We start from the raw sequence: 22227 nt of genomic DNA, 5'->3' as shown, positions 1-22227 counted from the left end.
TTAATGAAGGCTTGAGATTCACGACTTGTTAACTTGTTGTTAACACCTTTGAATCCGAAGCCCTGCTTAAAAACCAATAATTTAGGGATGTTTAACGGATGTTAACCATATGGTGAGATTTCGGTGCCGATGTGCCGGAATTTAACGCGATGGCCACCCTCCTGACGCAGAACTGTAGCAAGTGCGGACGATGTGAGACGGGAGACGTGGCAAATGGCAGGTCAGTTGGCAGCATTGAAAATCGTTTTCGAGGCGCCTGATAATGGACAAGGGCCGTGTCCCTCGAAGGTACGGCCGATCGATCTCGTCCATCTCGCAAAACAGACAATGGGCGACAAGTCTCTGGAAATCGAAGTCCTTCAGATGTTTGCGCGCCAGGCGCGGGCGTGCCTCCAGGATATGGCGAGCGGCGAAACCGTCCGTGTCGGCGCGGCTGCGCACCGGCTGAAAGGTGCGGCGAGTTCGGTCGGCGCATTCCGCGTTTCGCAGACGGCTGAGGTCGTCGAGGAAACCGGCGGCGATGCCGGCGCAATGGCGGCGCTCGGCGCTGCCGTCCTCGACGCCGAGAATTTCATTCTCAAGCTCTGCCGCGGCTGACCTCCAACTCTTCTTTCGTTGATCGAACGGGGCCCGTTGTTTCATTGCGGAACCACGGGTCTTTTTGCGACGTCCCAGATGACGCTTTGAAGACGGCGGTCGAAGGCCCGATCTGCGAGGTTAGGGCGGATTTCCGAATGTTGACTGACGCGTCGATTTGTCGGAAGAAACTCCGCCCACCCATTTGAAGACCGGAAATAGTCCTGATGCCCAAACTTACCATCGTCGCCTTCGACGGTACGCGCTTCGACCTCGACGTCGACCAAGGCTCCACCGTGATGGAGAATGCCGTGCGCAACTCGGTGCCCGGCATCGAGGCAGAGTGCGGCGGTGCTTGCGCCTGCGCCACCTGTCACGTCTATGTTGACGAGGAATGGACGGAGAAGGTCGGCCAGCCGGAAGCGATGGAAGAGGATATGCTCGACTTCGCCTTCGACGTACGCCCGACCTCGCGGCTCTCCTGCCAGATCCGGATGAAGGCGGCCTATGACGGGCTTGTCGTGCACGTGCCCGAACGCCAGGCCTGAGATATCGCTGCCAGCACATTGTCCCGAAAATCGGAGTCCGATCTTCGAGGCGAATATCCGCCAATCATAACCAAAAAAAAAGACGCCTCGCGCGCTGGTGCGAGCGAGGCGAGGCGGGCGCATTACCAACGGATGAGGGAGGAACATCCGCGGCTTCGGAACGCGCCAGGAGAACCCAGCGAGGAAAGTCCAGATGCCGTACCTGAACTTTCGAATGTGTTCATATTAACGCGTTCCGGTTGAGTCTGCCAGGATGAAAAATGACCATTAAAACGCTGGGGAAGGCGTAAGTTTCGCACAAGTTTCGTTGCGCAGCTAAGTTTTTCTGCTCGTCATCAGCTCGAAAGAGCCTTATTTTCCGCCGGCTCGACCGTTGATTCGATTTTTCAGCAATCTCAGCATGCGCTTCTGGAAGTTGACCGCCTCAACCCGATCGAATCGCGCCTGCAGCCGATCGTGCTCCTCTATGCCGCGAGTTGATTCGTTGGAGACGAGCTCCTGCATGGCCTCGCAGCTGCGCTGCTGCGGCAATGTGCGGATGGCGCGCTCCATGGCGCGGGCCTGATCTCTGGCGATCTCGGCATGACGCTCCTCGTGGCGCTTGATGTCACTCGACAATGCGTCCCATATCATCGACAGCTCCTTGCTGGCGCCTCTGCGGCTGTTCCAGCGCGGCAGGATGATCTGGGTGTGAACCGTGACCTTGACATTGCCGACGCGGCATCGGCCGTCATCCTGGATATAGGTGGCCTCGCCGCCGAAGCGAATCTTGGTGGCGCCGGGATGGCGTGCCGACGATCCGCTCGCCGTCGGGCCGCGGCGGCTGAGTTCCCGGTCTAGTTCATCGGCGGTTTTGCCGCGGATGTCGAAATAGGAATAACTTTTCGATGCGATCACTTCAGCTGCCGCTGGACTGCTGAGGGAAAGAGCAATGGAAAAGGCGACAGGAAGGCACATATAACGCATTGCAAGCGGCATTCTGAACGCAACCCATGTTGAAATCGGCAGGAGCTTGGGGCATAGCCACCGTAAGCGCAATATCGGATGGCGGCTTTTTTCGTCATCAATAGGACAAGTCTGGTGACAGGGCTCGAAGGCAGTTTCTGGCGTGTCGGCCATGGCCGGGAAATCGAACTCGGCCGTCGTTCGGCGATCATGGCGATCATCAATGTGACGCCGGACTCCTTCTCCGACGGCGGACGTTTTGAAACCGTCGATGCCGCCGTCGAACACGCATTGCAGGCGGTCAGCGACGGTGCTGCGATCGTCGATATCGGTGGCGAATCGACCCGGCCGGGTGCGGCGTCGGTCAGTCCTTCGGAAGAGCAGGCGCGGGTGTTGCCCGTGATCGAGGCGCTGCGCGGTCGTACCGAGGCGCTGATCTCGATCGATACGTACCGTGCCGAGACGGCGCGGCTGGCGGTCGGCGCCGGCGCCCATATTGTCAACGACGTCTTCGGACTACAGAAAGATGCAGGTATCGCGGATGTGGCCGCGGCCACCGGGGCGGGGCTCTGCATCATGCATACCGGCCGCGACAGGGTCAAACTTGCCGATGTGATTGCCGACCAAGCGTATTTCCTCGAACGGTCGCTGGCGATCGCCGCCGCGGCCGGAGTTACCAGCGACCGGATCGTGCTCGATCCGGGTTTCGGCTTCGCCAAGGAGACGGCGGAGGAAAACCTGGAGCTGATGGCGCGGTTTTCCGAACTGTCGCGCTTCGGTCTGCCGCTGCTTGCCGGCACGTCACGCAAGCGCTTCCTCGGCGCGGTGACGGGGCGCGAGGCGCCGGAGAGGGATGCAGCGACGGCCGCATCAAGCGCGCTGCTCAGGCTTCAAGGGGCTGCGGTTTTCCGGGTGCACAATGTCGCAATCAACAGGGATGCGCTTGCTATCGCCGATGCTATGCTCAATGCGCGCCAGGAATTCGAGAGGAAGCGGCCGACATGACCACCTACACGATCACGCTGCAGAACTGCGCCTTCTTCGCGCGCCACGGCGTGCATGACGAGGAGGAATTCCTCGGTCAGCGCTTCTTCGTCGATGCCGAGCTCGATGTCGTCGCGGGCGAGGCGCTGGAAAGCGATTCGATCAACGACACCGTCAATTACGGCATTGCCTTTACGGTGATCGAGGAGATCGTCACCGGCAAGCGACGCTATCTCATCGAAGCACTGGCGCTCGATATCGCCAAGGGCCTTTGTCAGACGTTCCCGGAGGTGCGGCGGGCGAAGATCACAGTGCGCAAGCCCAATGCGCCGGTGCCCGGGGTGCTCGATTTCGTGCAGGTGAGTGTTGAGCATTTTGCCTGAGGCTGCATCGCAATCGGCCACACTCGGCCTCGGTGGCAATATCGGCGATCCGGTAAAGGCGATGGCCACGGCGCTGCAGAGACTGGACGGGCGCGACGACTGTCGTGTCACCGCCGTGTCGCGGCTCTATCGCACGCCGCCGTGGGGTAAAACGGACCAATCGTTCTTCTTCAATGCCTGCGCTGCGGTCGAAACCCGGCTCCCTCCAGAGGCGTTGCTCGATGTTTGCCTGTCGATTGAGCGCGAGATGAAACGCGAGCGTATCGAGCGATGGGGACCGCGTACGCTCGATATCGACGTGCTGACCTATGGCAATGTCGTCCAGCAGGCACCGCGGCTGGAGTTGCCGCATCCCCGTATGACCGACCGCGGTTTCGTCCTGATGCCGCTTGCTGATATCGCCCCAGGCCTTCTCGTCAGGGACCGGCCGGTCAGCGATTGGCTGCTCGAGGCCGACGTGACCGGCATCGAGGTCGCCGATGACAGCGGCGACTGGTGGCGGAGCGCGTGAAGCACGGATCCTAAAACGCGATACGGCGGGGAAACCCACCGCTTCAGGAAAATCCGTCATGCAATCCGTCTACTGGATGGAGCCGACGGCCATTTCGTCGACCTGACGAGTCAATGTCAGGCCGATAACCGGGATCATCTGGCTCTCGACCTTGACCGACACGGTGACGTTCATCGTCTTGTCGTCACGCACGCGGGCGATCATTGCGCCGTTCAGTTTGGCGCGGTTGATGCCCACCACGACGGTATCCTCGGTGACGGCGCCGGAGACAACGTCAAGACCCTTTCCGGCGGCGCCGTCGAGGAATTTTCCCTTGTAGGTGGAGCCCGACTGCGAGATGACGGCGCTCATCGGCTGCTTGAAGACGCCGACGCGGCAGGTGCCGTCGAGCTTGATGCCGGCAGTGCCGTCGCCGGTGGGTTCACCGGTCAGATTGCAGGTGAATTTCGTGCCCTTGTACTTGCCGGCGACGATCTCGCCGGGGCCCTTCCACGAGCCGGTGACGGATTCGAAGAAGGCCTTGTCGCGGGTTGCGGCCGTGGCTGCCGGAGCGACGTCTGCGACAGGAGACAATGCCGCGGCGGCGAGGCCGCATAAGAAGAGAAACTGGCGCGAATACATGGATTTTCCTTGGCAAACACCACTCACGAACTGGTGCCAAGTTTTGCCGAAGAATGGTTAATCCTTCCTTGCGATTGTGCCGAAATGCGAGGGATTGGATTTCTGTCATGCCCCGCGGATTTTAGGATCCGGCGGCTACAGTGTTGAATCTCCTTAACTTCGCCAACTTCACCCAAGGGAAGGTGAGAGCTGCGGAATCGCCTCGTCAGTTAAGAATTGTTGCCGCGCGGCGACATTGAAGGTGTGAGATCGCCGATAAAATCGCCGATTCCCGGCCGCTTTACCGCGCGAAAGGCAAGTGGACGACAAAGATCCATCGCCGCGATTCCGATGCGAGCAGTCATCAGACCGTTGATCACGCCCTCGCCGAGTCGGGCCGATAGCTTTGAGGCCAGCCCGTGGCCGAGCACCTGCTGGACGAGACTGTCGCCGACAGCGATCGAGCCGGTGACGGCGAGGTGGGCCAGCACGTCACGCAGGAGGCGGAACATGCCGAGCGTGCCGGGGCGGCCTCCGTAGAGCTCGGCCATGGCGCGGATGAGGCGGACGGACTCGTAGAGCACATAAAGCAGATCGACGATCGCGCGCGGGCTGACGGCGGTGACGATCGAGACACGCTTGGAGGCGTTGACGATGAGCGCCCGCGCTTTGCGGTCGAGTGGGGCCAGCAGCTCGCGTTCGGCCAGGGCGATCAGATGCGGGGGGTCGATGACCTCACCCTCGGTCGCCTTCAGCGTCGCGCGGCCCTTCGATGTCTCGGGATTGGCCGCAAGAAGCATAGTGAGGCGCGCAACGACGGCGCGCGCTTTCGCCGGCCGTGTTTCGAGGATCGCCGCCTCTGCTTCCGCCTTGATCGCCTGAACAGCGGCAAGGCGCATCATGCCCGCGGTTTCGCGGATGACAAGGGCAAGCACGGCGAGTACGCCGATCGCCAGCACGCCAAGAGCTGCATAACCCAGCCAGTCGGCGCGGGTGAAGAGATCGCGGATCAGCCGGTCGGTCCAGAGGCCGATGCCGAGCGACAGCAGGATCCCGAAGGCGCCTAGTGCGATCTTGCCGAAGGAGGAGCGCCGCTTGCGCGGTGTTGCCACCGGCACTGCGCTCGCATCCCTGTCCGGACTGATGAAGGGATCCTCCTCGTCGGGCGTCAAGACGATGTCTTCCGAGAAGCTTTCCGGTCTGCGCCGGCCTTGCTGTTGCCGACCATTGTCGCGCGGCACGGCAGCCTCATCCTCATAGGCGAAGGCGGCGGGTGGGCGGTGCGGCAAATCGGAGGGGGGCTTACTCATGCGAGACGGTCTCCGAACAGGAACTGCATGGCGCGGTCAAGGCGGATATGCGGCACCGAGAGCTTGATGCCGCCGCCGGTCTCCTCGAGATGGGGTGGGCGGAATCTGACGACGTTAACGTCGGGCAGGATATCGGCGGTCTCGCCGGAAGCGATGCGGTCGAACAGGCTTTCCGGATCCCGCGGCAGGTCTCCGGGGAAGATCGCGGTCTTTCTCTGGCCGTCGAATCGTTCGCCGGCAATGGTTTCGCCCTCCATCGGCGTGCCGACGATGACAGGCAGTTCATGGCCGTCGCGTTTTACCGATGCCTCGCGCGTGGCGCGTACGGAGGCGAGCGCCATCACGTCGATGCCGGCTCCGGCCATGCCGATGCGGGCGATGGCGCGATCGACGAGGCGGCGGGTCAGCGCATCGAGCTGATCATGGCTCTCATGATGGAGATGGTCGGCCTTGGTTGCGGCAACCAGCACACGGTCGATGCGGCGCCCCAGCAGCGACGAGAGCAGCGAATTGGTGCCCGGGCGGAAACAGGCGAGCACGTCGGTCAGCGCGCGCTCGAGATCCTGGACGGCTTCGGGGCCGCGGTTCATGGCCTGCAGCGCGTCGACCAGCACGATCTGGCGGTCGAGCCGGGCGAAATGCTCGCGGAAAAATGGTTTGACGACGACGGATTTATAGGCCTCGTAACGCCGCTCCATCATCGTCCAGAGCGAGCCGCGATCGGGACGTGTGCCCGGCGGCAGGACGAGCGGGGCGAAAGTCAGCGCCGGCGAGCCGTCGAGATCGCCGGGTAGAAGCAAGCGTCCGGGCGGCAAGGTGGATAGCGAGCGCTCGTCGGCCTTGCAGGCCTTGAGGTAATCCGCAAAGGCGGTGGCAAGCGCGCGGGCAGCCATCTCGTCGGCGCCGGCATTTAGATCGGCGGCACGGGTCAGCGCCAACCATTGCCGCGACAGTTCGGAGCGCACGCCGATTTGCGCAAGCGCGATCGTTTCCTCGCTGAAGGTGCGGTAATCCTTGCCGAGCAGCGGCAGGTCGAGCAGCCATTCCCCTGGATAATCGACGATATCGATTGACAGCCGGCCGGGCGAGAACAGGCGGTTCCAGCCGCTGGCGCTCTGATAATCGAGCGTGATGCGCAGTTCGGAAATGGCGCGAGTGGAATCCGGCCAGACGCGATCCTTCACCAGCGCCCGGATATGATCCTCATATTGGAAACGGGGCACAGCGTCATCCGGCTGCGGCTCCAGCCGCACGGCTGAAACGCGCCCCGACTGCACCGGCTCGAACAGCGGCAGCCGGCCACCATGCAGGAGATTGTGAACAAGCGAGGAGATGAAGACCGTCTTGCCGGAACGGGAGAGGCCGGTGACGCCGAGCCGCACGGTCGGATTGACGAGGCCGCTTGCCCTGTCGGCGAGATTATCAAACGCGATGCGGGCGTCGTCGGCGAGGGATGTCAGGCGTGGCGGCAAGGCGCAATTCCGGTTGATGACTGCCGGCAATATAGGAAGACTGCGTCGCCCGAAAAAGAAGCGCAGCGAAAGACTTCAGACGACGAGGAAATCGATAAGGCGCCAGCCGCTGGCGGAAGCGTCAAAATCGACAACGGCGAGGCCCGCCGTCGGAAAGCCGGCGGGAAGTGCGTTCACCATAGCCTCGTGGCCGATCAGCGCCTCAAGCGCCTGCTCGATCGTCGGGTTGTGGCCGATCAGCATGACGGCGGCCTTATCCTGCGCATCGACGATCTCGACATACGTATCGACCGTGGCGTTGTAGAGCGCGTCGATGTAATTCACGTCCAGTGCCACACCCATCGCCCGATGGACGGCATCGGCGGTGTCGCGGCAGCGCAGCGCCGTCGAACTGATCAGAAGATCGGGACGGTAGCCCTTGTCGGCGGCTTTGTCGGCGATAACCTCGGCATCGCCGTAACCTTTTTCGTTGAGCGGCCGGTCGAAATCGCGCTGTCCGGGTTCTGCCCAGGCGGCCTCGGCATGACGCAGGAGATAGATGCGATTGGGCGGAGGCAGCGGTACGGTCATGGGCAAATCCAGGATCGGCGGGTCTTTTCAGTAGCGGTAGGGATACTCCGCCGTCAACCGCCAGCCATGCCGCAACGGCCCAAAACGTGGCCGAAAACACGGCGTTTTGAAGACGAGACCAAAATTGCGGCCGGGAATAATCATGAGAAAATAGTCCGTTAGCTGAAAATTGTAACAGATTTAAAAATCTGTTTAGCTGTCGTATTTGGCTTGAATCGCGGCTAGCGCTTGGGATATACACCCCGCCAGATGAGATGTTCTTCAGGAGAATCGCGTTGAGTGAGAAGATCGATCTTAGCAATTACGTTCCCTCGGAAGAGGAAGAATTCATGAACGTAAACCAGCGTGCCTACTTCAGGGCAAAGCTGGTCGCCTGGAAAAACGATATCCTTAGAGAAGCGCGCGAAACACTCGACCATCTGGCCGAGGAAAGCGCAAACCATCCCGATCTCGCCGACAGGGCGTCGTCGGAAACCGACCGGGCGATCGAACTTCGCGCCCGCGACCGGCAGAGAAAATTGATCTCCAAGATCGACGCGGCGCTGCAGCGCATCGAAGACGGCACCTACGGCTATTGCGAGGAAACCGGCGAACCGATCGGTCTCAAGCGTCTCGACGCCCGCCCGATCGCGACGCTGTCGATCGAGGCGCAGGAGCGCCACGAACGTCGCGAAAAGGTCTACCGCGACGAATGACCATCCCCATGCAGAGATGAGACAAATTCAGCGCCGCGATCCGATCGCGGCGCTTTTTGTTGAGCCATCTCCCGGCGTGTCGAAGAAGAGGTTACGGGCAAGCGTCGGTCGCCAGAGCTTTCCAGATTGGTTCCCGCTCCGCCTGCGTGGGGAGATTGATTGTGACGAGGGTGCCATTCATGATCCGCCGTCGCATGATGTCGGCCCGGTCGGGCTCTGTTCGACAGAGGCCCCGATCGTGAAGAGCCTGGAGGCGGGAGCGTGACATCTGCAACTCGCCGGCCAGCAGCCGATCCAGGCGTATGCTCGTTGGAAACGGAGCCGCCAGTTCGATTTCCAGGCTCGTCCAGCCTCCGGTCTCGTGCCGGATCTCCTTGGCGATGTCGAATTCGGCGAACTCGTCCACACGCTGTGACTTGCGCCGCAGCGCATCAAGATTGAAGGTTTCCGCCCGAATCCAGTCCGGGTCGTTGGACTGCAGCGCGTCGAGAATCATCGGATCGACGTCTCGAATATTCCGGCGTTCGAAGATCGGGCGGTTCCATGTCCTTTCGCAGATCAGGCATTTGTAAATCAGCCAGGCGTCGAGCTTGCGACCGTTGGCATTGAGCCGGACCTTGCCGCTGGATCGGAAAGCTCTGAGGCCCCCGCATCCACCGCAGGCAATCCATGGCTGGGGCGCCGTTTTGGGAGTAATGGTCCATCGGACCCGAAGTGTCTTGCACATATCGTCTTGGTCTTCCGTTCGGAAGTCCACCAAGATGGTGCATGAGAAAACCCTTGCGGGCGCGGTATGGCGATGTTGTGGGCGGCTGAAGAGCTGAGACAGCGGAGCTGCACATGGCACATTGTAACAATGCCAAACCGGTCTCTCGCCACCACCCGATGAACATGTTCGCATGCCGCCAGCGCGTCGCTTACGGCTACACGGGTGAAACTGGGGTGAGACCGGTATTTACTTAGGCAAAGTCTACCTCGGATGCGCCAATGCTCTTCAACCTGATCGATAGCAAATGATCGGCGTGATAGGGAGTCCCCAAGGTGTTGGCGAGGTGAAAGCCGCAGCATTGCGGCTTTTATGCAACTTAATGACGAAGCTAACGGATGACAACCGAGATGTAAGCGTTTGTCTTACTTGTCGCGATTGACGCTCATTTCGCCGAAGATGCGGGCGACTTCTTTCTGCAGGTCGGTGTCGGCACCGGTGATGGGGGCAAGCTCGGGATCACGGCGCGGCTGGTTGGCCGGCTGCGGTGCGGCCTGGCGAGGGGCCTGGTTTGCCGGAGCCGGCACGAGCCGCTCGGCCGTCAGATTGTTCGACATTTCCTCTTCCAACACCCGTTGGAAATCACGGCGGATCGCCGCTGCCGATTGGGCAGCCGCTTCATCCTCGGCCGTAGCGGCAGCGGTGCGCGGCGCCGGCATGTCCGGGGCGGAGACCTCGGGCTCGATGCGCTGCTGCGGCAGCACGCGCTGGCGGGCGGCATCCAGGATTTCGGCAGCGCTTGCGGTATCCCGGAACGATGCCGGTTGCGCGCTGGCGGGAGCAGAGGGGCGCTCCGGGGTGCGCGGCTGGGGCGAGGCAGCGCGCAGGGGCTGGTCGCGTTCGGCCGATAGAGGTGCCGTCGCCGGTTCTGGCGGAAGAGGGCTGGTGGCCACCGGCGGCGGCATGGTGGGCGGGGCCGATGGTTCGGGGCGCGGCCGCGGCTCCGACGCGGGCGCAGCGAAGGAGGGCTCGGTGGCCGGCTCGGCGCGGGGGGTGACCGGCGCACGGGCGGCGGAAACAGGCGGTGTTTCCGGCCGCGGGACTGCGATCGGCCGCTCGGCGGCAGGCTCCGGGCTTGAGGGGCTTTCCGGCTGTTCGGACTTCTCCGGCAGGATGCGGCTTTCAATGACGATATCGGTCGGGCCACCGATCATGATAAGATGCTCGACATCATCTCGGCGCACCAGCACCAGCCGGCGGCGGGCGTCGACGGCTGCCGCATCCAGCACCTGCAGGCGGGGCTGACGGTTGCGGCCGCCGCGTACGAAGGGCGAAGGGGCGCGACCTCGCATCAGCCAGAGTGCGAGAATGAGCAGGAGGAGCGCCAGGCCGACGCCACCGGCCGCAAGCAGGAAACGGCTGCCATAGGCTGCGACAAGATCATCGAACATGGTCACTCACTCCATTTCACATTCGGCACATATTGACGACTTTTCCGTTCCTTAGGCAAGGGCAGCCGGTCCTGTCCAGCCATGCACGAACGCGATTTCGTGTTATGCCGAATTGCAGCTGCCGGCTTCGCGCGGGACGCTGCCGCAGGTATCCGGCGCAGATGGCGCTCTTGCCTGTGAATTCAAGCGGTCTTGCCGGCGACCGGTGTTTTTGCCGGCGTGGCAAATTGCTAAGAAGGAAAGAGCGCCTGATTCCCGCTTCTTGTTCGTGCTACGAGGTGGGAAAGGCTTATGCGAGGAATATATGACGAAACCGCGTCAGGTCGACGACTATAACGCACCGCTTGTGGATCGTGGGGGGCGTTCTGGCACGGTTTTGCGCATTCTTCTCCTGGCGCTCGTGCTGATCGCGGCCGCAGGGGCTTTTGTCGTCTTCAAGCGATCGCTCGACAACGAGATGGTACTCGGCGGTCTCGGCGTTCTCGCCATGGTCGGCATCTTCTTCCTGGTATCTTCCGTTATCGGCTTCATCGAGGTGATGCCGCAGCGCCAGTCCGACAGCTTGGCGCGCGCCTTCCTCAACAGCCACCCGGACGGCACGCTGATCACCGACGATAAGGGCCGGATCATCTATGCCAACGCCGCCTATGGCGCGCTCACCGGCGCGCGCAAGGCAACCGAAGTGCAGACGCTGGAAACGCTGCTGTCGCGGCACCGCGAATCCAACGAGGCGCTCTACCGGCTGGTCAATGGCCTGCGCGAGGGCAAGGAGGGCCGGGAGGAATTCCGCCTGCTGCGCGCCGTCGGGCCCGGCAGCAACAGCTCGGGCGCGCATTGGTACCGGCTGAAGGTGCGGCTGCTGCAGCCGGAGGATGATGGCGGCAAGCCGCTGCAGATCTGGCAGATCACTGACATCACCGCCGAACGCGACGATCAGGAGCGCTTCTTCAAGGAGCTGCAGAATGCGATCGATTATCTCGACCACGCGCCGGCCGGCTTCTTCTCCGCCGGCAGGAAGGGCGAGATCTTCTACCTGAACGCGACGCTTGCAGAGTGGCTGGGCCTCGACCTGACCAAGTTCCTGCCGGGCTCGATGTCGATCGGCGACCTGGTGGCGGGCGAGGGGCTGGCGCTGATCCAGTCGGTGCAGGCCGAGCCCGGCCTGAAAAAAACCGTGACGCTGGATCTCGACCTGCGCAAGACCAACGGCCAGAGCCTGCCGGTGCAGATCATTCACAGCGTCACCTCGATGCGCGACGGCGCGCCTGGCGAAAGCCGGACGATCGTGCTGGCGCGCGGAAAGAGCAGCGAGAGCGGCCAGTCGGCTTCGGCGGCCGCCATGCGCTTCACCCGCTTTTTCAACAATACCCCGATGGCAATCGCCTCGGTCGACGGCGACGGACGCATCCTGCGCACCAACGCGCCGTTCCTCAAGCTGTTCTCCGGCATCGTCTCGCGCGACGACCTGGAAAAGGCGCCATATCTGGAAACGATCGTGCAGGAGAGCGATCGGCCGCAACTGGCCGCGGCGCTGACGGCCGCCAAGGACCGGCAGAGCGACATCCCGCCGCTCGACACCCGCACGCCGACAGACGAGGCGCGCTATTTCCGCTTTTATGTCAACGCCGTTATCGACCAGAGCGACGAGGCGCCCGAAGAGGCGGCGATCGTCTATGCCGTCGAGGTGACCGAGCAGAAGGCGCTGGAAGCGCAGATGGCGCAGACGCAGAAGATGAACGCTGTCGGAACGCTCGCCGGTGGTATCGCTCATGATTTCAACAACGTCCTGACGGCGATCCTGCTTTCTTCCGATCACCTGCTGCTGCAGGCGCGTCCTTCCGATGCAAGCTTCGCCGATCTGATGGAGATCAAGCGCAACGCCAACCGCGCCGCGGTGCTGGTGCGCCAGTTGCTCGCCTTCTCACGCAAGCAGACAATGCGGCCCTCGGTTCTGAACCTCACCGATGTCGTCGGCGACCTGCGCATGCTGGTCGACCGGCTGCTCTCCGGCACTAATGTCAAGCTCGATGTGCAATATGGCCGCGATCTCTGGCCCGTCAAAACCGACCTTTCGCAATTCGAGCAGGTGCTGATCAATCTCTGCGTCAATGCGCGCGACGCCATGCCTGACGGCGGCACGCTGACGCTGCGCACCCGCAATTTGACCGCAGCCGAGGTCGCGGCCTTCAATTATTCCTACATGCCGGCCGAGGACATGGTGCTGGTCGAAGTCGCCGATACTGGTACAGGCATCGCGCCCGAGATCATGGACAAGATTTTCGAGCCCTTCTTCACCACCAAGGATGTCGGCAAGGGCACCGGGCTTGGTCTCGCCATGGTCTACGGCATCGTCAAGCAATCGGGCGGCTACATCCAGCCGGAATCCGAAGTCGGCAAAGGCACGACCTTCCGGGTCTTCCTGCCGCGCCACATCCCAGAACCGGCGATTGCCGCGGAGGCGGGTTCGATCGACAACGCCATCAATGAAGTCCCAGCCGCGCCGGCGGTGGCCGCGCAGCAGCCGGAGGACCTGACCGGCTCGGCCGTCGTCCTTCTCGTCGAAGACGAGGAAGCGGTGCGCCGCGGCGGCAAGCGCATGCTGGAAACGCGCGGCTACACCGTGCATGAGGCTGGCTCGGGCGTCGAGGCGCTGAGCATCATGGAGGAGCTCGAGGGCAAGGTCGACATCGTCGTTTCCGACGTGGTGATGCCTGAAATGGACGGCCCGACGCTGCTGCGCGAGTTGCGTAAGAACTATCCCGACCTGAAATTCATCTTCGTTTCCGGCTATGCCGAGGACGCCTTCGCCCGCAATCTGCCGCCGGATGCGAAATTCGGGTTTTTGCCGAAACCGTTCTCGCTGAAGCAGCTTGCCGTGGTGGTGAAGGAAACGTTGGATAGCTGATTACGGCTTGATGGTTTGCGGGGAGGCACACTGTGTGGCACCCCCCTCTGTCCTGCCGGGCATCTCCCCCACAGGTGGGGGGATCGGCTGGGCGCGATGGCTTCCTCAAACAATTGCCGTATGATTGTTCCGCTACTGTAGCGAGGGAACGATGGGGCGGCCTCTTGCCGATCTCCACCCTTGTGAGGGAGATGTCCGGCAGGACAGAGGGGGTGCCACACGGCCAACCCTCTCTGAAAATCCTCAAGCCGATAAAACGAACCCACCAATTACTCACCCAACGCCACGGCAATCTCTGCCGCAAGCCGCGCATTGTTTTCCACCAGCGCGATATTCGTCTTCAGGCTCTGGCCGTCCGTCAGGTCGAAAATGGTCGAGAGCAGATAGGGCGTCACCGCCTTGCCGGTGATTTCGTCGCGTTCGGCACTATCAAGCGCCCGCTCGATATAGATCTCCATCTCCTCACGCGCGATTTCGTCGGCTTCCGGCACCGGATTGGCGACGAGCATGCCGCCGTCGATGCCGAGCTGTTCGCGCACCGTCTGGAAATTGGCGATGGCCGCCGGGCTGTTCAGCGAGAGCGGGCTGCGGATACCCGATGAACGCGACCAGAAGGCGGGGAATTTTTCGCTCTCATAGGTGACGACAGGTACGCCGCGGGTCTCCAGCACTTCAAGCGTCTTTGGAATGTCAAGGATCGCCTTGGCGCCGGCGCAGACGACGATAACGCCGGTGCGCGCCAATTCCTCAAGATCGGCTGATATATCGAAGCTTTCCTCGGCGCCGCGATGCACGCCGCCGATACCGCCTGTGGCAAAGACACGAATGCCCGCGCGGGCCGCCGCGATCATCGTCGCAGCAACCGTCGTTGCGCCGGTGCGCCGTTCGGCGATCGCGAAGGCGAGATCGGCGCGTGACACCTTCATGACCTCCTTTGCCTTGGCAAGCTGCTCCAGTTGCGCAGCTTCAAGGCCGATATGAAGGGTGCCGTGGATGACCGCGATCGTCGCCGGCACCGCGCCCTGTTCGCGAATGATCGTCTCGACGCTGCGCGCCATTTCGATATTGCCGGGATAGGGCATGCCATGGGTGATGATGGTCGATTCCAGCGCCACCAGTGGCGCGCCGCGCTGCTTGGCGCTGGCGACCTCCTTCGAATAGGCGATCGGCAGAAGAGGGGAGATGGGCTTGGTCATGGTCTTGTCCTGTGATCGGCAGAGCATGATACCAAAAGCGTGGGCGGCTTTCGAAACGGCATCTTGCTCAACTCTTTAATTCAGCCGCTTCAATGCAGAATTCTGACCTTGGGAACAAGGGCAAGCGCCTCATTCAAGAGATCCGGAGTCAGATTTTCGTTGACGGCGTGCCGTGACTGCACCGTGAGCGCTGCCGCCGCCGCGCCGTAGCGAACGGCCTCCTCGAGCGGCAGGCCTGATATCAAGGCGGCGAGCGTGCCGGCGGCAAGGGAATCGCCGGCGCCGGTAACATCGGCGACGGTTTCGGCGATTGGCGGCTGCAGCGCCACGGCGCGGTCTTTGCAAATCGCAACGAGCTCGCGCCGTCCGCGGGTGACGACGGCGTTTCTGATGCCGATCTCATTCAGGAGCGGCGGCCAACCGCCCGAATCCTCCGGTTGCAAGCCGGTAACGGCAGCGGCTTCGGCCTCGTTCAGGAACAGATAGTCAATATCCCTAATACAGGGTTTCAGCCGGACCACCTTGGCCGGCGAGATGGCGATGGCTGCAACGGGTTTGGCCAGGGAGTTCGCCTTGGCGACGATCGCCGCGATCGTCTCTTCCGGAAGATTGGCGTCGACGAGAATGAAATCATGCGTGGCGAAGGCCTCGCGCACCCAGCGGATGGACAGGCGCCGCGGCACGAAGAAACGGTAGAGATCCATATCGGCGAGGGCGATCACGAGGTCGCCGTTCTTCTCGATGATCGCCGTATAGCTCGGTGTCTTGCGGTCGAGGAAGACGAAAGGCCGGTCGTCGATTCCGGCGAAATCGGCAGCTTCGCCGACCATTTCGCCGAAGGGATCGCCGCCGCGCGGCGAGATCATCGTCACGTGAAAACCCAGTCTTGCAAGGTTACGCGCCGCGTTGAAGCCGCCGCCGCCCGGCTCCTCGAACCAGGTGCCGGGATTGCTGGCGCCTGGCGCCGTTTCGCCGGAGATGCGGCCACGCCTGTCGATATGGGCACCGCCGAGAACGAGAATCTTTTTCATCAACTTACCCGGGATCATTAAGTGCGAAGGGCGAATCGATGCTCATTGCCCGGCTGCGGCAAAGCTTGCGCAGAGGGTCTAAGCCGTTGCTTTGCATCGATAAAACAAATGTAGAACACGGACCGTTTTACCTTTTTCTTTCAAATGTTTGTGCGCCTATTGCGGGAATGGAACAAATAGGGTACAAACTCGACATTGCTTGAGCGGCTTCAATAACCTAAAGGTGGATCGGATGTCTCAGAATACATTGCGGCTGGTAGAGGACAAATCGGTGGACAAAAGCAAGGCGCTTGAAGCGGCACTCTCACAGATAGAGCGGTCGTTCGGCAAGGGCTCGATCATGAAACTCGGCTCCAACGAGAACGTCGTCGAGATCGAGACGGTTTCGACGGGCTCGCTTGGTCTCGATATCGCGCTCGGAATTGGCGGCTTGCCGAAGGGCCGCATCATTGAAATCTATGGGCCGGAAAGCTCGGGCAAAACAACGCTTGCGCTGCAGACCATTGCGGAATCGCAGAAGAAGGGCGGCATCTGCGCCTTCGTCGATGCCGAACACGCGCTCGATCCAGTCTATGCCCGTAAGCTTGGCGTCGATCTGCAGAATCTGCTGATCTCGCAGCCAGATACCGGCGAGCAGGCGCTCGAAATCACCGACACGCTGGTGCGCTCCGGCGCCGTCGACGTTCTCGTCGTCGACTCGGTCGCCGCGCTGACGCCGCGCGCCGAAATCGAAGGCGAGATGGGCGACAGCCTGCCGGGCATGCAGGCCCGCCTGATGAGCCAGGCGCTGCGCAAGCTGACCGCGTCGATCTCCAAGTCGAACTGCATGGTGATCTTCATCAACCAGATTCGCATGAAGATCGGCGTCATGTTCGGTTCTCCGGAAACGACGACCGGCGGCAATGCGCTGAAATTCTATGCCTCCGTGCGCCTCGACATTCGCCGTATCGGCTCGGTCAAGGAGCGCGAAGAGGTGGTCGGCAACCAGACCCGTGTCAAGGTCGTCAAGAACAAGATGGCGCCTCCCTTCAAGCAGGTCGAGTTCGACATCATGTACGGCGAAGGTGTGTCGAAGACAGGCGAACTCGTCGATCTCGGCGTCAAGGCCGGTATCGTCGAGAAGTCGGGCGCCTGGTTCTCCTATAACAGCCAGCGTCTCGGCCAGGGCCGCGAAAACGCCAAAACCTTCCTGCGCGACAATCCGGATCTCGCCCGCGAAATCGAGCTGGCGCTGCGCCAGAATGCCGGTCTGATCGCCGATCGTTTCCTGCAGAACGGCGGTCCGGATGCCGATGACGGCGATGCCGCCGCGGAAATGTAATTTTCGCGCTTGCACTTGATCCGATATCTCAGCCGGCTGCATTCCCTCATCAGAATGCGGCCGGTTTTGTTTGTCGGCTGGACAGTGGCGGAGGCGAACGTTAAAAGCCGATGGATTTGAATTTATCTGCCTACGGCAGCATTGAAGGGCATAGAATGAGCGGCGTAAACGACATCCGGTCGACCTTCCTCGACTATTTCAAGAAGAACGGCCACGAGATCGTTCCGTCCAGTCCGCTCGTGCCGCGCAACGACCCGACGCTGATGTTCACCAATGCCGGCATGGTGCAGTTCAAGAACGTCTTCACCGGCTTGGAAAAACGTCCTTATGCAACCGCGACAACCTCGCAGAAATGCGTGCGCGCCGGCGGCAAGCATAACGACCTCGACAATGTCGGCTATACCGCGCGTCACCTGACCTTCTTCGAGATGCTCGGCAATTTCTCCTTCGGCGACTATTTCAAGGAGAATGCGATCGAGCTGGCCTGGAAGCTCGTGACCGAAGGCTTCGACCTGCCGAAACATCGCCTGCTGGTGACCGTCTATTCCGAAGACGAGGAAGCAGCGGCTTTGTGGAAGAAGATCGCCGGTTTTTCCGACGACAAGATCATCCGCATCCCGACCTCCGACAATTTCTGGCAGATGGGCGATACCGGACCCTGCGGACCCTGCTCGGAAATCTTCATCGACCAGGGCGAAAATGTCTGGGGCGGCCCTCCCGGTTCGCCTGAGGAAGACGGCGACCGGTTCCTAGAATTCTGGAACCTGGTTTTCATGCAGTTCGAGCAGACCGAGCCGGGGGTTCGCAATCCGCTGCCGCGTCCGTCGATCGACACCGGCATGGGTCTGGAACGCATGGCCTGCATCCTTCAGGGCGTTCAGAGCGTCTTCGATACCGATCTTTTCCGCACGCTGACCGGCACAATCGAGGATACGATAGGAGTCAAGGCGGAAGGCAGCGCCAGCCACCGCGTCATCGCCGACCATCTGCGTTCCTCGGCCTTCCTGATTGCCGATGGCGTGCTGCCGTCGAATGAGGGCCGCGGCTATGTGCTGCGCCGTATCATGCGTCGCGCCATGCGGCACGCCCAGCTTCTCGGCGCCAAGGAGCCGCTGATGTATAAGCTGCTGCCGACGCTGGTGCAGGAGATGGGCCGCGCCTATCCGGAGCTCGTGCGGGCCGAGGCGCTGATCTCGGAGACGCTGAAGCTCGAAGAAGGTCGCTTCCGCAAGACGCTGGAGCGCGGCCTGTCGCTGCTGTCGGATGCGACCGCTGATCTCGGCAAGGGCGGCATGCTGGATGGCGAGACCGCCTTCAAGCTTTACGACACCTACGGCTTCCCGCTCGACCTGACGCAAGACGCCCTGCGCGCTCGCGAGATCGGCGTCGACATAGCTGGTTTCACCGATGCCATGGAGCGCCAGAAGGCCGAAGCCCGGTCGCACTGGGCCGGCTCCGGCGAGAAGGCAACTGAAACCGTCTGGTTCGAGCTTAGGGAAAAGCATGGCGCAACCGAGTTCCTCGGTTACGACACAGAGAGCGCTGAAGGCGTGGTGCAGGCGATCGTCAAAGACAACGCCGTGGCCGACGAAGCCAAGGCCGGCGACAAGGTGCAGATCGTCGTCAACCAGACGCCGTTCTATGGAGAATCCGGTGGTCAGATGGGCGATACGGGCGTCATCTCCTCTGACCACGGTAAGATCGAGATATCGGACACACAGAAGAAGGGGGAGGGCCTCTTCGTGCATTCCGGCACGGTCGTTGAAGGTGCATTCAAGACCGGCGATGCTGTCGTTCTGACTGTCGACCATGCCCGCCGTTCGCGCCTGCGCGCCAACCATTCGGCAACCCACCTGCTGCACGAGGCGCTGCGCGAAGTGCTCGGCACCCATGTCGCGCAGAAGGGCTCGCTAGTTGCGCCCGAGCGTCTGCGTTTCGACGTTTCGCACCCCAAGCCGATGTCGGCCGAGGAGTTGAAGGTCGTCGAGGACATGGCAAACGAGATCGTTCTGCAGAATGCCCCCGTCACGACCCGCCTGATGAGCGTTGATGACGCGATCGCCGAAGGCGCAATGGCGCTCTTCGGCGAGAAATACGGCGATGAGGTCCGCGTCGTTTCGATGGGCACGGGTCTGCACGGCGCGAAGACCGACAAGCCTTACTCGGTCGAACTTTGCGGTGGTACGCATGTGTCGGCCACCGGCCAGATCGGACTCGTCCGTATTCTCGGCGAAAGTGCAGTCGGCGCCGGCGTCCGTCGTATCGAAGCCGTGACCGGTGAAACGGCGCGTGAATATCTTGCCGAGCAGGACGAGCGCGTAAAGACGCTCGCGGCGTCGCTCAAGGTGCAGCCGTCGGAAGTCCTGTCGCGCGTGGAAGCGCTTATCGACGAGCGCCGCAAGCTCGAGAGGGAATTGGCCGACGCCAAGCGTAAACTCGCCATGGGCGGCGGGCAGGGCAACTCGGCCGATGCCGTGCGCGAAGTTGCCGGCGTAAAGTTCCTCGGCAAGGCTATATCGGGCGTCGACCCCAAGGATCTGAAGGGCCTGGCCGACGACGGCAAGACCAGCATCGGCTCCGGCGTCGTCGCCCTCGTCGGCGTGTCCGACGACGGCAAGGCGAGCGCAGTGGTTGCGGTGACGTCGGATCTCGTTCAGCGCTACAGCGCTGTCGACCTCGTCCGCATCGCCTCGGCTGCTCTCGGCGGCAAGGGGGGCGGCGGCCGCCCCGACATGGCCCAGGCCGGCGGCCCCGACGGATCGAAGGCTGATGACGCCATAGAGGCCGTGGCTTTGGCGCTCGCCGGCTGATCATCAGATCTGCGGGATTTTCAAACGGCGGAGGCTCGGCTTCCGCCTTTTTTCGTTTCAGCTTCCGCAGCAGGTCCGCAGGATTTGTCAATTCGATATATGGTTGTCTGTGGTCATTCGGTTTTGCATAAGGCTTTGACATGAACGGCGGCACGGCATGGGCGCTTTACGAGACCCGTCTAAGACGGGTTTCGGCCTACATTCACGACCATCTCGATGAAGAACTGGATATGGAACGTCTGGCCGAGATCGCCTGTTTGTCGAGCTATCACTGGCACAGGATTTACCGGGCGATCTATGGCGAGACGCTGGCGGCCACCGTCAAGCGGCTCAGGCTGCATCGCGCCGCGGGCGAGATCGTCCGCACGGAGCTTGCCGTCAGTGATATTGCGAAGCGATCAGGCTATCCCAATCTCCAATCTTTCAACCGCATCTTCAAATCGGTCTATGGCATGCCGCCGGCGCGCTACCGGAAAGAGGGAAGCCATGCAGCGTTCCAACCCTCACCTAACGGAAAGTCCAAAGCCATGTTTGATGTTACCTTGCGGCAGATCGAGCCGATCGAACTGATCGGCGTCGCCCACACCGGTTCCTACATGCAGATCGGCAAAGCCTTCGAAACATTGTTCGGCACGCTTTACGCCCGCGGCCTTGCCAAGCCGGATATGCGGATGATCGGCGTCTATCTCGACGATCTCGACATCGTGCCGGCCGAAAAACTGCGCTCCATCGCCTGCGTCACCAGCACCCCAGGAGTTCCCACCGAAGCGCCGTTCGAGCGACATACGATCGAGGGTGGCAACTATGCCGTCCTGCGCCATAAGGGTCCTTATGCGGACATGTATAGGGCCAATCAGTGGCTTTATTCCGAATGGCTGTCGAACTCGGGACGACAGTTGAAGGACAGTGTCATGTTCGAGGAATATCTCAACAATCCGCGCGATGTGCCGCCGACAGAACTGATGACGGATATTCACATGCCGCTTGCCTGACGGCTGATCCCAGCGCGGCGTTCCGGACGTCGCGCCGGATTCACAGTCAGGCAGCCTGCATCGTCTTGCCGGCCTCGTCGTCCAATGCGTTCGCGCGTTTGTAGGCCTCGCGCTCGCTGATGCGGCCGAAATAGTCGATGAAGGCCTGGCGCTTCTCGATGCTGCCGAAACCCAGACCCCAGCCGATATGCGCACCGACATAGACGTCGGCGGCGGTAAAGCGCTCGCCGGTGACGTAGGTCGATTGGGAGACCGCCATCTCAAGTGTATTCATGACGTCGCCGAAACCGCCGCAACCGGCCATGCGAAGGCGTTCCGCAGGGATTTCGAAGCCGAGCGCCTTCATCGTCACCGCCGATTCCAGGGGGCCGGCAGCAAAGAACATCCAGCGGTAATAGCGGGCGCGTTCCTCCGGCCTCGGCGCCAGGCTCTTTTCCGGGAAAGTTTCTGCCAGATAGGCGCAGATCGCTGCACATTCGGTGACGACGGTGTCGCCGTGGCGGATTGCCGGCACTTTGCCCATCGGATTGACCCGAAGATATTCCGGCGCCTTCATGGTTTCGCCGAAAGTCAGCAGCTCGGTACGATAGGGCTGGCCGATCTCCTCCAGCATCCAACGCGCGATGCGGCCGCGCGACATCGGGTTCGTATAGAATACCAGCTCTTCGCTCATGACGTCCTCCTCGTGACGCTGTTGTGCGGAATCAATAGCGCGGCGAAGTCTTTGTGCAAGCCCGGAGCTAGAGCGCTTTGCGGTACTGGATGAAACCCGAGCGCTCGGCGATCCTGTCGTAGAGGCGCCGCGCGGTCGCATTGCTTTCATGAGTCATCCAGTAGAGCCTGCCGGCACCCCTTGAGCGGCCAAGCTCGGCGACGGCTTCGATCAGCGCGGCTCCGGTGCCGAGCCCGCGTTGACTGTTTTCGACATAGAGATCCTGCAGATAGCAGGTCCATCGCGGCAGCCAGCAGGAGCGATGGAAGATCGCGTGCACGATGCCGACGAGGCGGCCGTCTTCGTCGAAGGCGCCAAGCGCATGCATGGGTTCGTCGGGATCGTGGAAGCGAGCCCAGGTAAGATCGGTCGTCTCGGCCGGGATAACCACTTCGTAGAACCGCTGGTAAGCTGCCCATAACGGCTCCCAGGCGGCACGATCTGAAGGTTTGAGCGGGTGCACGGTCACCGTCATTTTCTCTCCCAAATGAAAACGGCGGGGAAATCCC

General features: G+C 61.7%; 21 protein-coding genes. 10 read left to right on the top strand and 11 right to left on the bottom strand.

Annotated elements, in window-relative coordinates; all coding sequences use genetic code 11:
- Positions 1-213: 213 nt before the first annotated feature.
- Both NMA58_RS10695 and NMA58_RS10690 read left to right on the top strand, forming a co-directional pair.
- Positions 214-597, top strand: coding sequence for an Hpt domain-containing protein (locus NMA58_RS10695; protein ID WP_085778354.1), 384 nt, complete (start codon positions 214-216; stop codon positions 595-597).
- Between the two features lie 206 nt (positions 598-803).
- Positions 804-1124 carry a 2Fe-2S iron-sulfur cluster-binding protein gene (locus tag NMA58_RS10690; RefSeq protein WP_011425597.1) on the top strand — a complete coding sequence of 107 codons (321 nt, stop codon included), beginning with the start codon at positions 804-806 and terminating at the stop codon, positions 1122-1124.
- A 351-nt stretch (positions 1125-1475) separates the two neighbouring features.
- Here the strand turns inward: NMA58_RS10690 and NMA58_RS10685 are convergent, their stop codons facing one another.
- Positions 1476-2102, bottom strand: coding sequence for a DUF922 domain-containing Zn-dependent protease (locus NMA58_RS10685; protein ID WP_434713284.1), 627 nt, complete (start codon positions 2100-2102; stop codon positions 1476-1478).
- Between the two features lie 102 nt (positions 2103-2204).
- On the opposite strand from NMA58_RS10685, the gene folP reads away from it, so the two are divergent.
- The 3 genes from folP to folK are packed head-to-tail and all read left to right on the top strand — an operon-like array spanning position 2205 to position 3947.
- Complete coding sequence (gene folP / locus NMA58_RS10680; RefSeq protein ID WP_434713283.1) at positions 2205-3074, top strand: dihydropteroate synthase; 870 nt, start codon at positions 2205-2207, stop codon at positions 3072-3074.
- The gene (gene folB, locus NMA58_RS10675) at positions 3071-3436 is read left to right on the top strand and encodes a dihydroneopterin aldolase (RefSeq protein ID WP_434713282.1); all 366 of its coding nucleotides are present in this window, start codon (positions 3071-3073) and stop codon (positions 3434-3436) included. The genes folP and folB overlap by 4 nt, the downstream gene beginning before the upstream one ends.
- Complete coding sequence (folK, locus tag NMA58_RS10670; protein WP_434713409.1) at positions 3429-3947, top strand: 2-amino-4-hydroxy-6-hydroxymethyldihydropteridine diphosphokinase; 519 nt, start codon at positions 3429-3431, stop codon at positions 3945-3947. Before folB ends, folK begins: the two co-directional genes overlap by 8 nt.
- Before the next feature lie 69 nt (positions 3948-4016).
- Here folK and NMA58_RS10665 read toward each other — a convergent pair whose 3' ends face one another.
- From NMA58_RS10665 to NMA58_RS10650, 4 genes are all read right to left on the bottom strand, one after another.
- Positions 4017-4568, bottom strand: coding sequence for a hypothetical protein (locus NMA58_RS10665; RefSeq protein WP_085778351.1), 552 nt, complete (start codon positions 4566-4568; stop codon positions 4017-4019).
- Between the two features lie 209 nt (positions 4569-4777).
- Positions 4778-5857 carry a YcjF family protein gene (locus NMA58_RS10660; RefSeq protein ID WP_434713281.1) on the bottom strand — a complete coding sequence of 360 codons (1080 nt, stop codon included), beginning with the start codon at positions 5855-5857 and terminating at the stop codon, positions 4778-4780.
- Complete coding sequence (locus tag NMA58_RS10655) at positions 5854-7329, bottom strand: YcjX family protein (protein ID WP_434713280.1); 1476 nt, start codon at positions 7327-7329, stop codon at positions 5854-5856. The genes NMA58_RS10660 and NMA58_RS10655 overlap by 4 nt, the downstream gene beginning before the upstream one ends.
- A gap of 75 nt (positions 7330-7404) precedes the next feature.
- A complete protein-coding gene (locus tag NMA58_RS10650) occupies positions 7405-7899 on the bottom strand; it encodes a SixA phosphatase family protein (RefSeq protein ID WP_085778348.1) in 495 nt (164 codons plus the stop codon).
- Positions 7900-8174: 275 nt separating this feature from the next.
- Between NMA58_RS10650 and dksA the strand changes: the two genes are divergently transcribed.
- A complete protein-coding gene (gene dksA / locus NMA58_RS10645; RefSeq protein ID WP_008525884.1) occupies positions 8175-8594 on the top strand; it encodes an RNA polymerase-binding protein DksA in 420 nt (139 codons plus the stop codon).
- Between the two features lie 91 nt (positions 8595-8685).
- Here the strand turns inward: dksA and NMA58_RS10640 are convergent, their stop codons facing one another.
- Together NMA58_RS10640 and NMA58_RS10635 are read right to left on the bottom strand one after the other, a co-directional pair.
- Positions 8686-9321, bottom strand: a complete 636-nt coding sequence (locus tag NMA58_RS10640) for a DUF1062 domain-containing protein (RefSeq protein ID WP_434713408.1) — start codon at positions 9319-9321, stop codon at positions 8686-8688.
- A gap of 404 nt (positions 9322-9725) precedes the next feature.
- A complete protein-coding gene (locus NMA58_RS10635; RefSeq protein WP_434713279.1) occupies positions 9726-10751 on the bottom strand; it encodes a flagellar biosynthetic protein FliO in 1026 nt (341 codons plus the stop codon).
- 304 nt (positions 10752-11055) lie between these two features.
- On the opposite strand from NMA58_RS10635, the gene cckA reads away from it, so the two are divergent.
- Complete coding sequence (cckA, locus tag NMA58_RS10630; protein ID WP_434713277.1) at positions 11056-13656, top strand: cell cycle histidine kinase CckA; 2601 nt, start codon at positions 11056-11058, stop codon at positions 13654-13656.
- A gap of 269 nt (positions 13657-13925) precedes the next feature.
- Here the strand turns inward: cckA and NMA58_RS10625 are convergent, their stop codons facing one another.
- Entirely contained in the window at positions 13926-14852 is a 927-nt protein-coding gene (locus NMA58_RS10625; protein WP_434713275.1) for a pseudouridine-5'-phosphate glycosidase, read from the bottom strand.
- 89 nt (positions 14853-14941) lie between these two features.
- Positions 14942-15886, bottom strand: coding sequence for a carbohydrate kinase family protein (locus tag NMA58_RS10620; protein ID WP_434713274.1), 945 nt, complete (start codon positions 15884-15886; stop codon positions 14942-14944).
- Between the two features lie 229 nt (positions 15887-16115).
- Here NMA58_RS10620 and recA point away from each other — a divergent pair, with 229 nt between their 5' ends.
- From recA to NMA58_RS10605, 3 genes are all read left to right on the top strand, one after another.
- Positions 16116-17204, top strand: a complete 1089-nt coding sequence (gene recA, locus NMA58_RS10615; RefSeq protein ID WP_085780083.1) for a recombinase RecA — start codon at positions 16116-16118, stop codon at positions 17202-17204.
- Between the two features lie 155 nt (positions 17205-17359).
- A complete protein-coding gene (gene alaS, locus NMA58_RS10610; protein WP_434713273.1) occupies positions 17360-20014 on the top strand; it encodes an alanine--tRNA ligase in 2655 nt (884 codons plus the stop codon).
- 140 nt (positions 20015-20154) lie between these two features.
- Entirely contained in the window at positions 20155-21006 is an 852-nt protein-coding gene (locus NMA58_RS10605; protein ID WP_434713271.1) for an AraC family transcriptional regulator, read from the top strand.
- 46 nt (positions 21007-21052) lie between these two features.
- Here NMA58_RS10605 and NMA58_RS10600 read toward each other — a convergent pair whose 3' ends face one another.
- Both NMA58_RS10600 and NMA58_RS10595 read right to left on the bottom strand, forming a co-directional pair.
- Complete coding sequence (locus NMA58_RS10600) at positions 21053-21679, bottom strand: glutathione S-transferase family protein (RefSeq protein ID WP_085778342.1); 627 nt, start codon at positions 21677-21679, stop codon at positions 21053-21055.
- Between the two features lie 67 nt (positions 21680-21746).
- Positions 21747-22193 (bottom strand): GNAT family N-acetyltransferase, encoded by a 447-nt coding sequence (locus tag NMA58_RS10595; protein WP_221112509.1) that lies wholly within the window; start codon positions 22191-22193, stop codon positions 21747-21749.
- Between the last annotated feature and the right edge of the window lie 34 nt (positions 22194-22227).

Source organism: Rhizobium sp. YTUHZ045, from assembly GCF_051124255.1.
Classification (GTDB): Bacteria; Pseudomonadota; Alphaproteobacteria; order Rhizobiales; family Rhizobiaceae; genus Rhizobium.
This window is presented reverse-complemented; position numbering and strand designations above follow the sequence as displayed.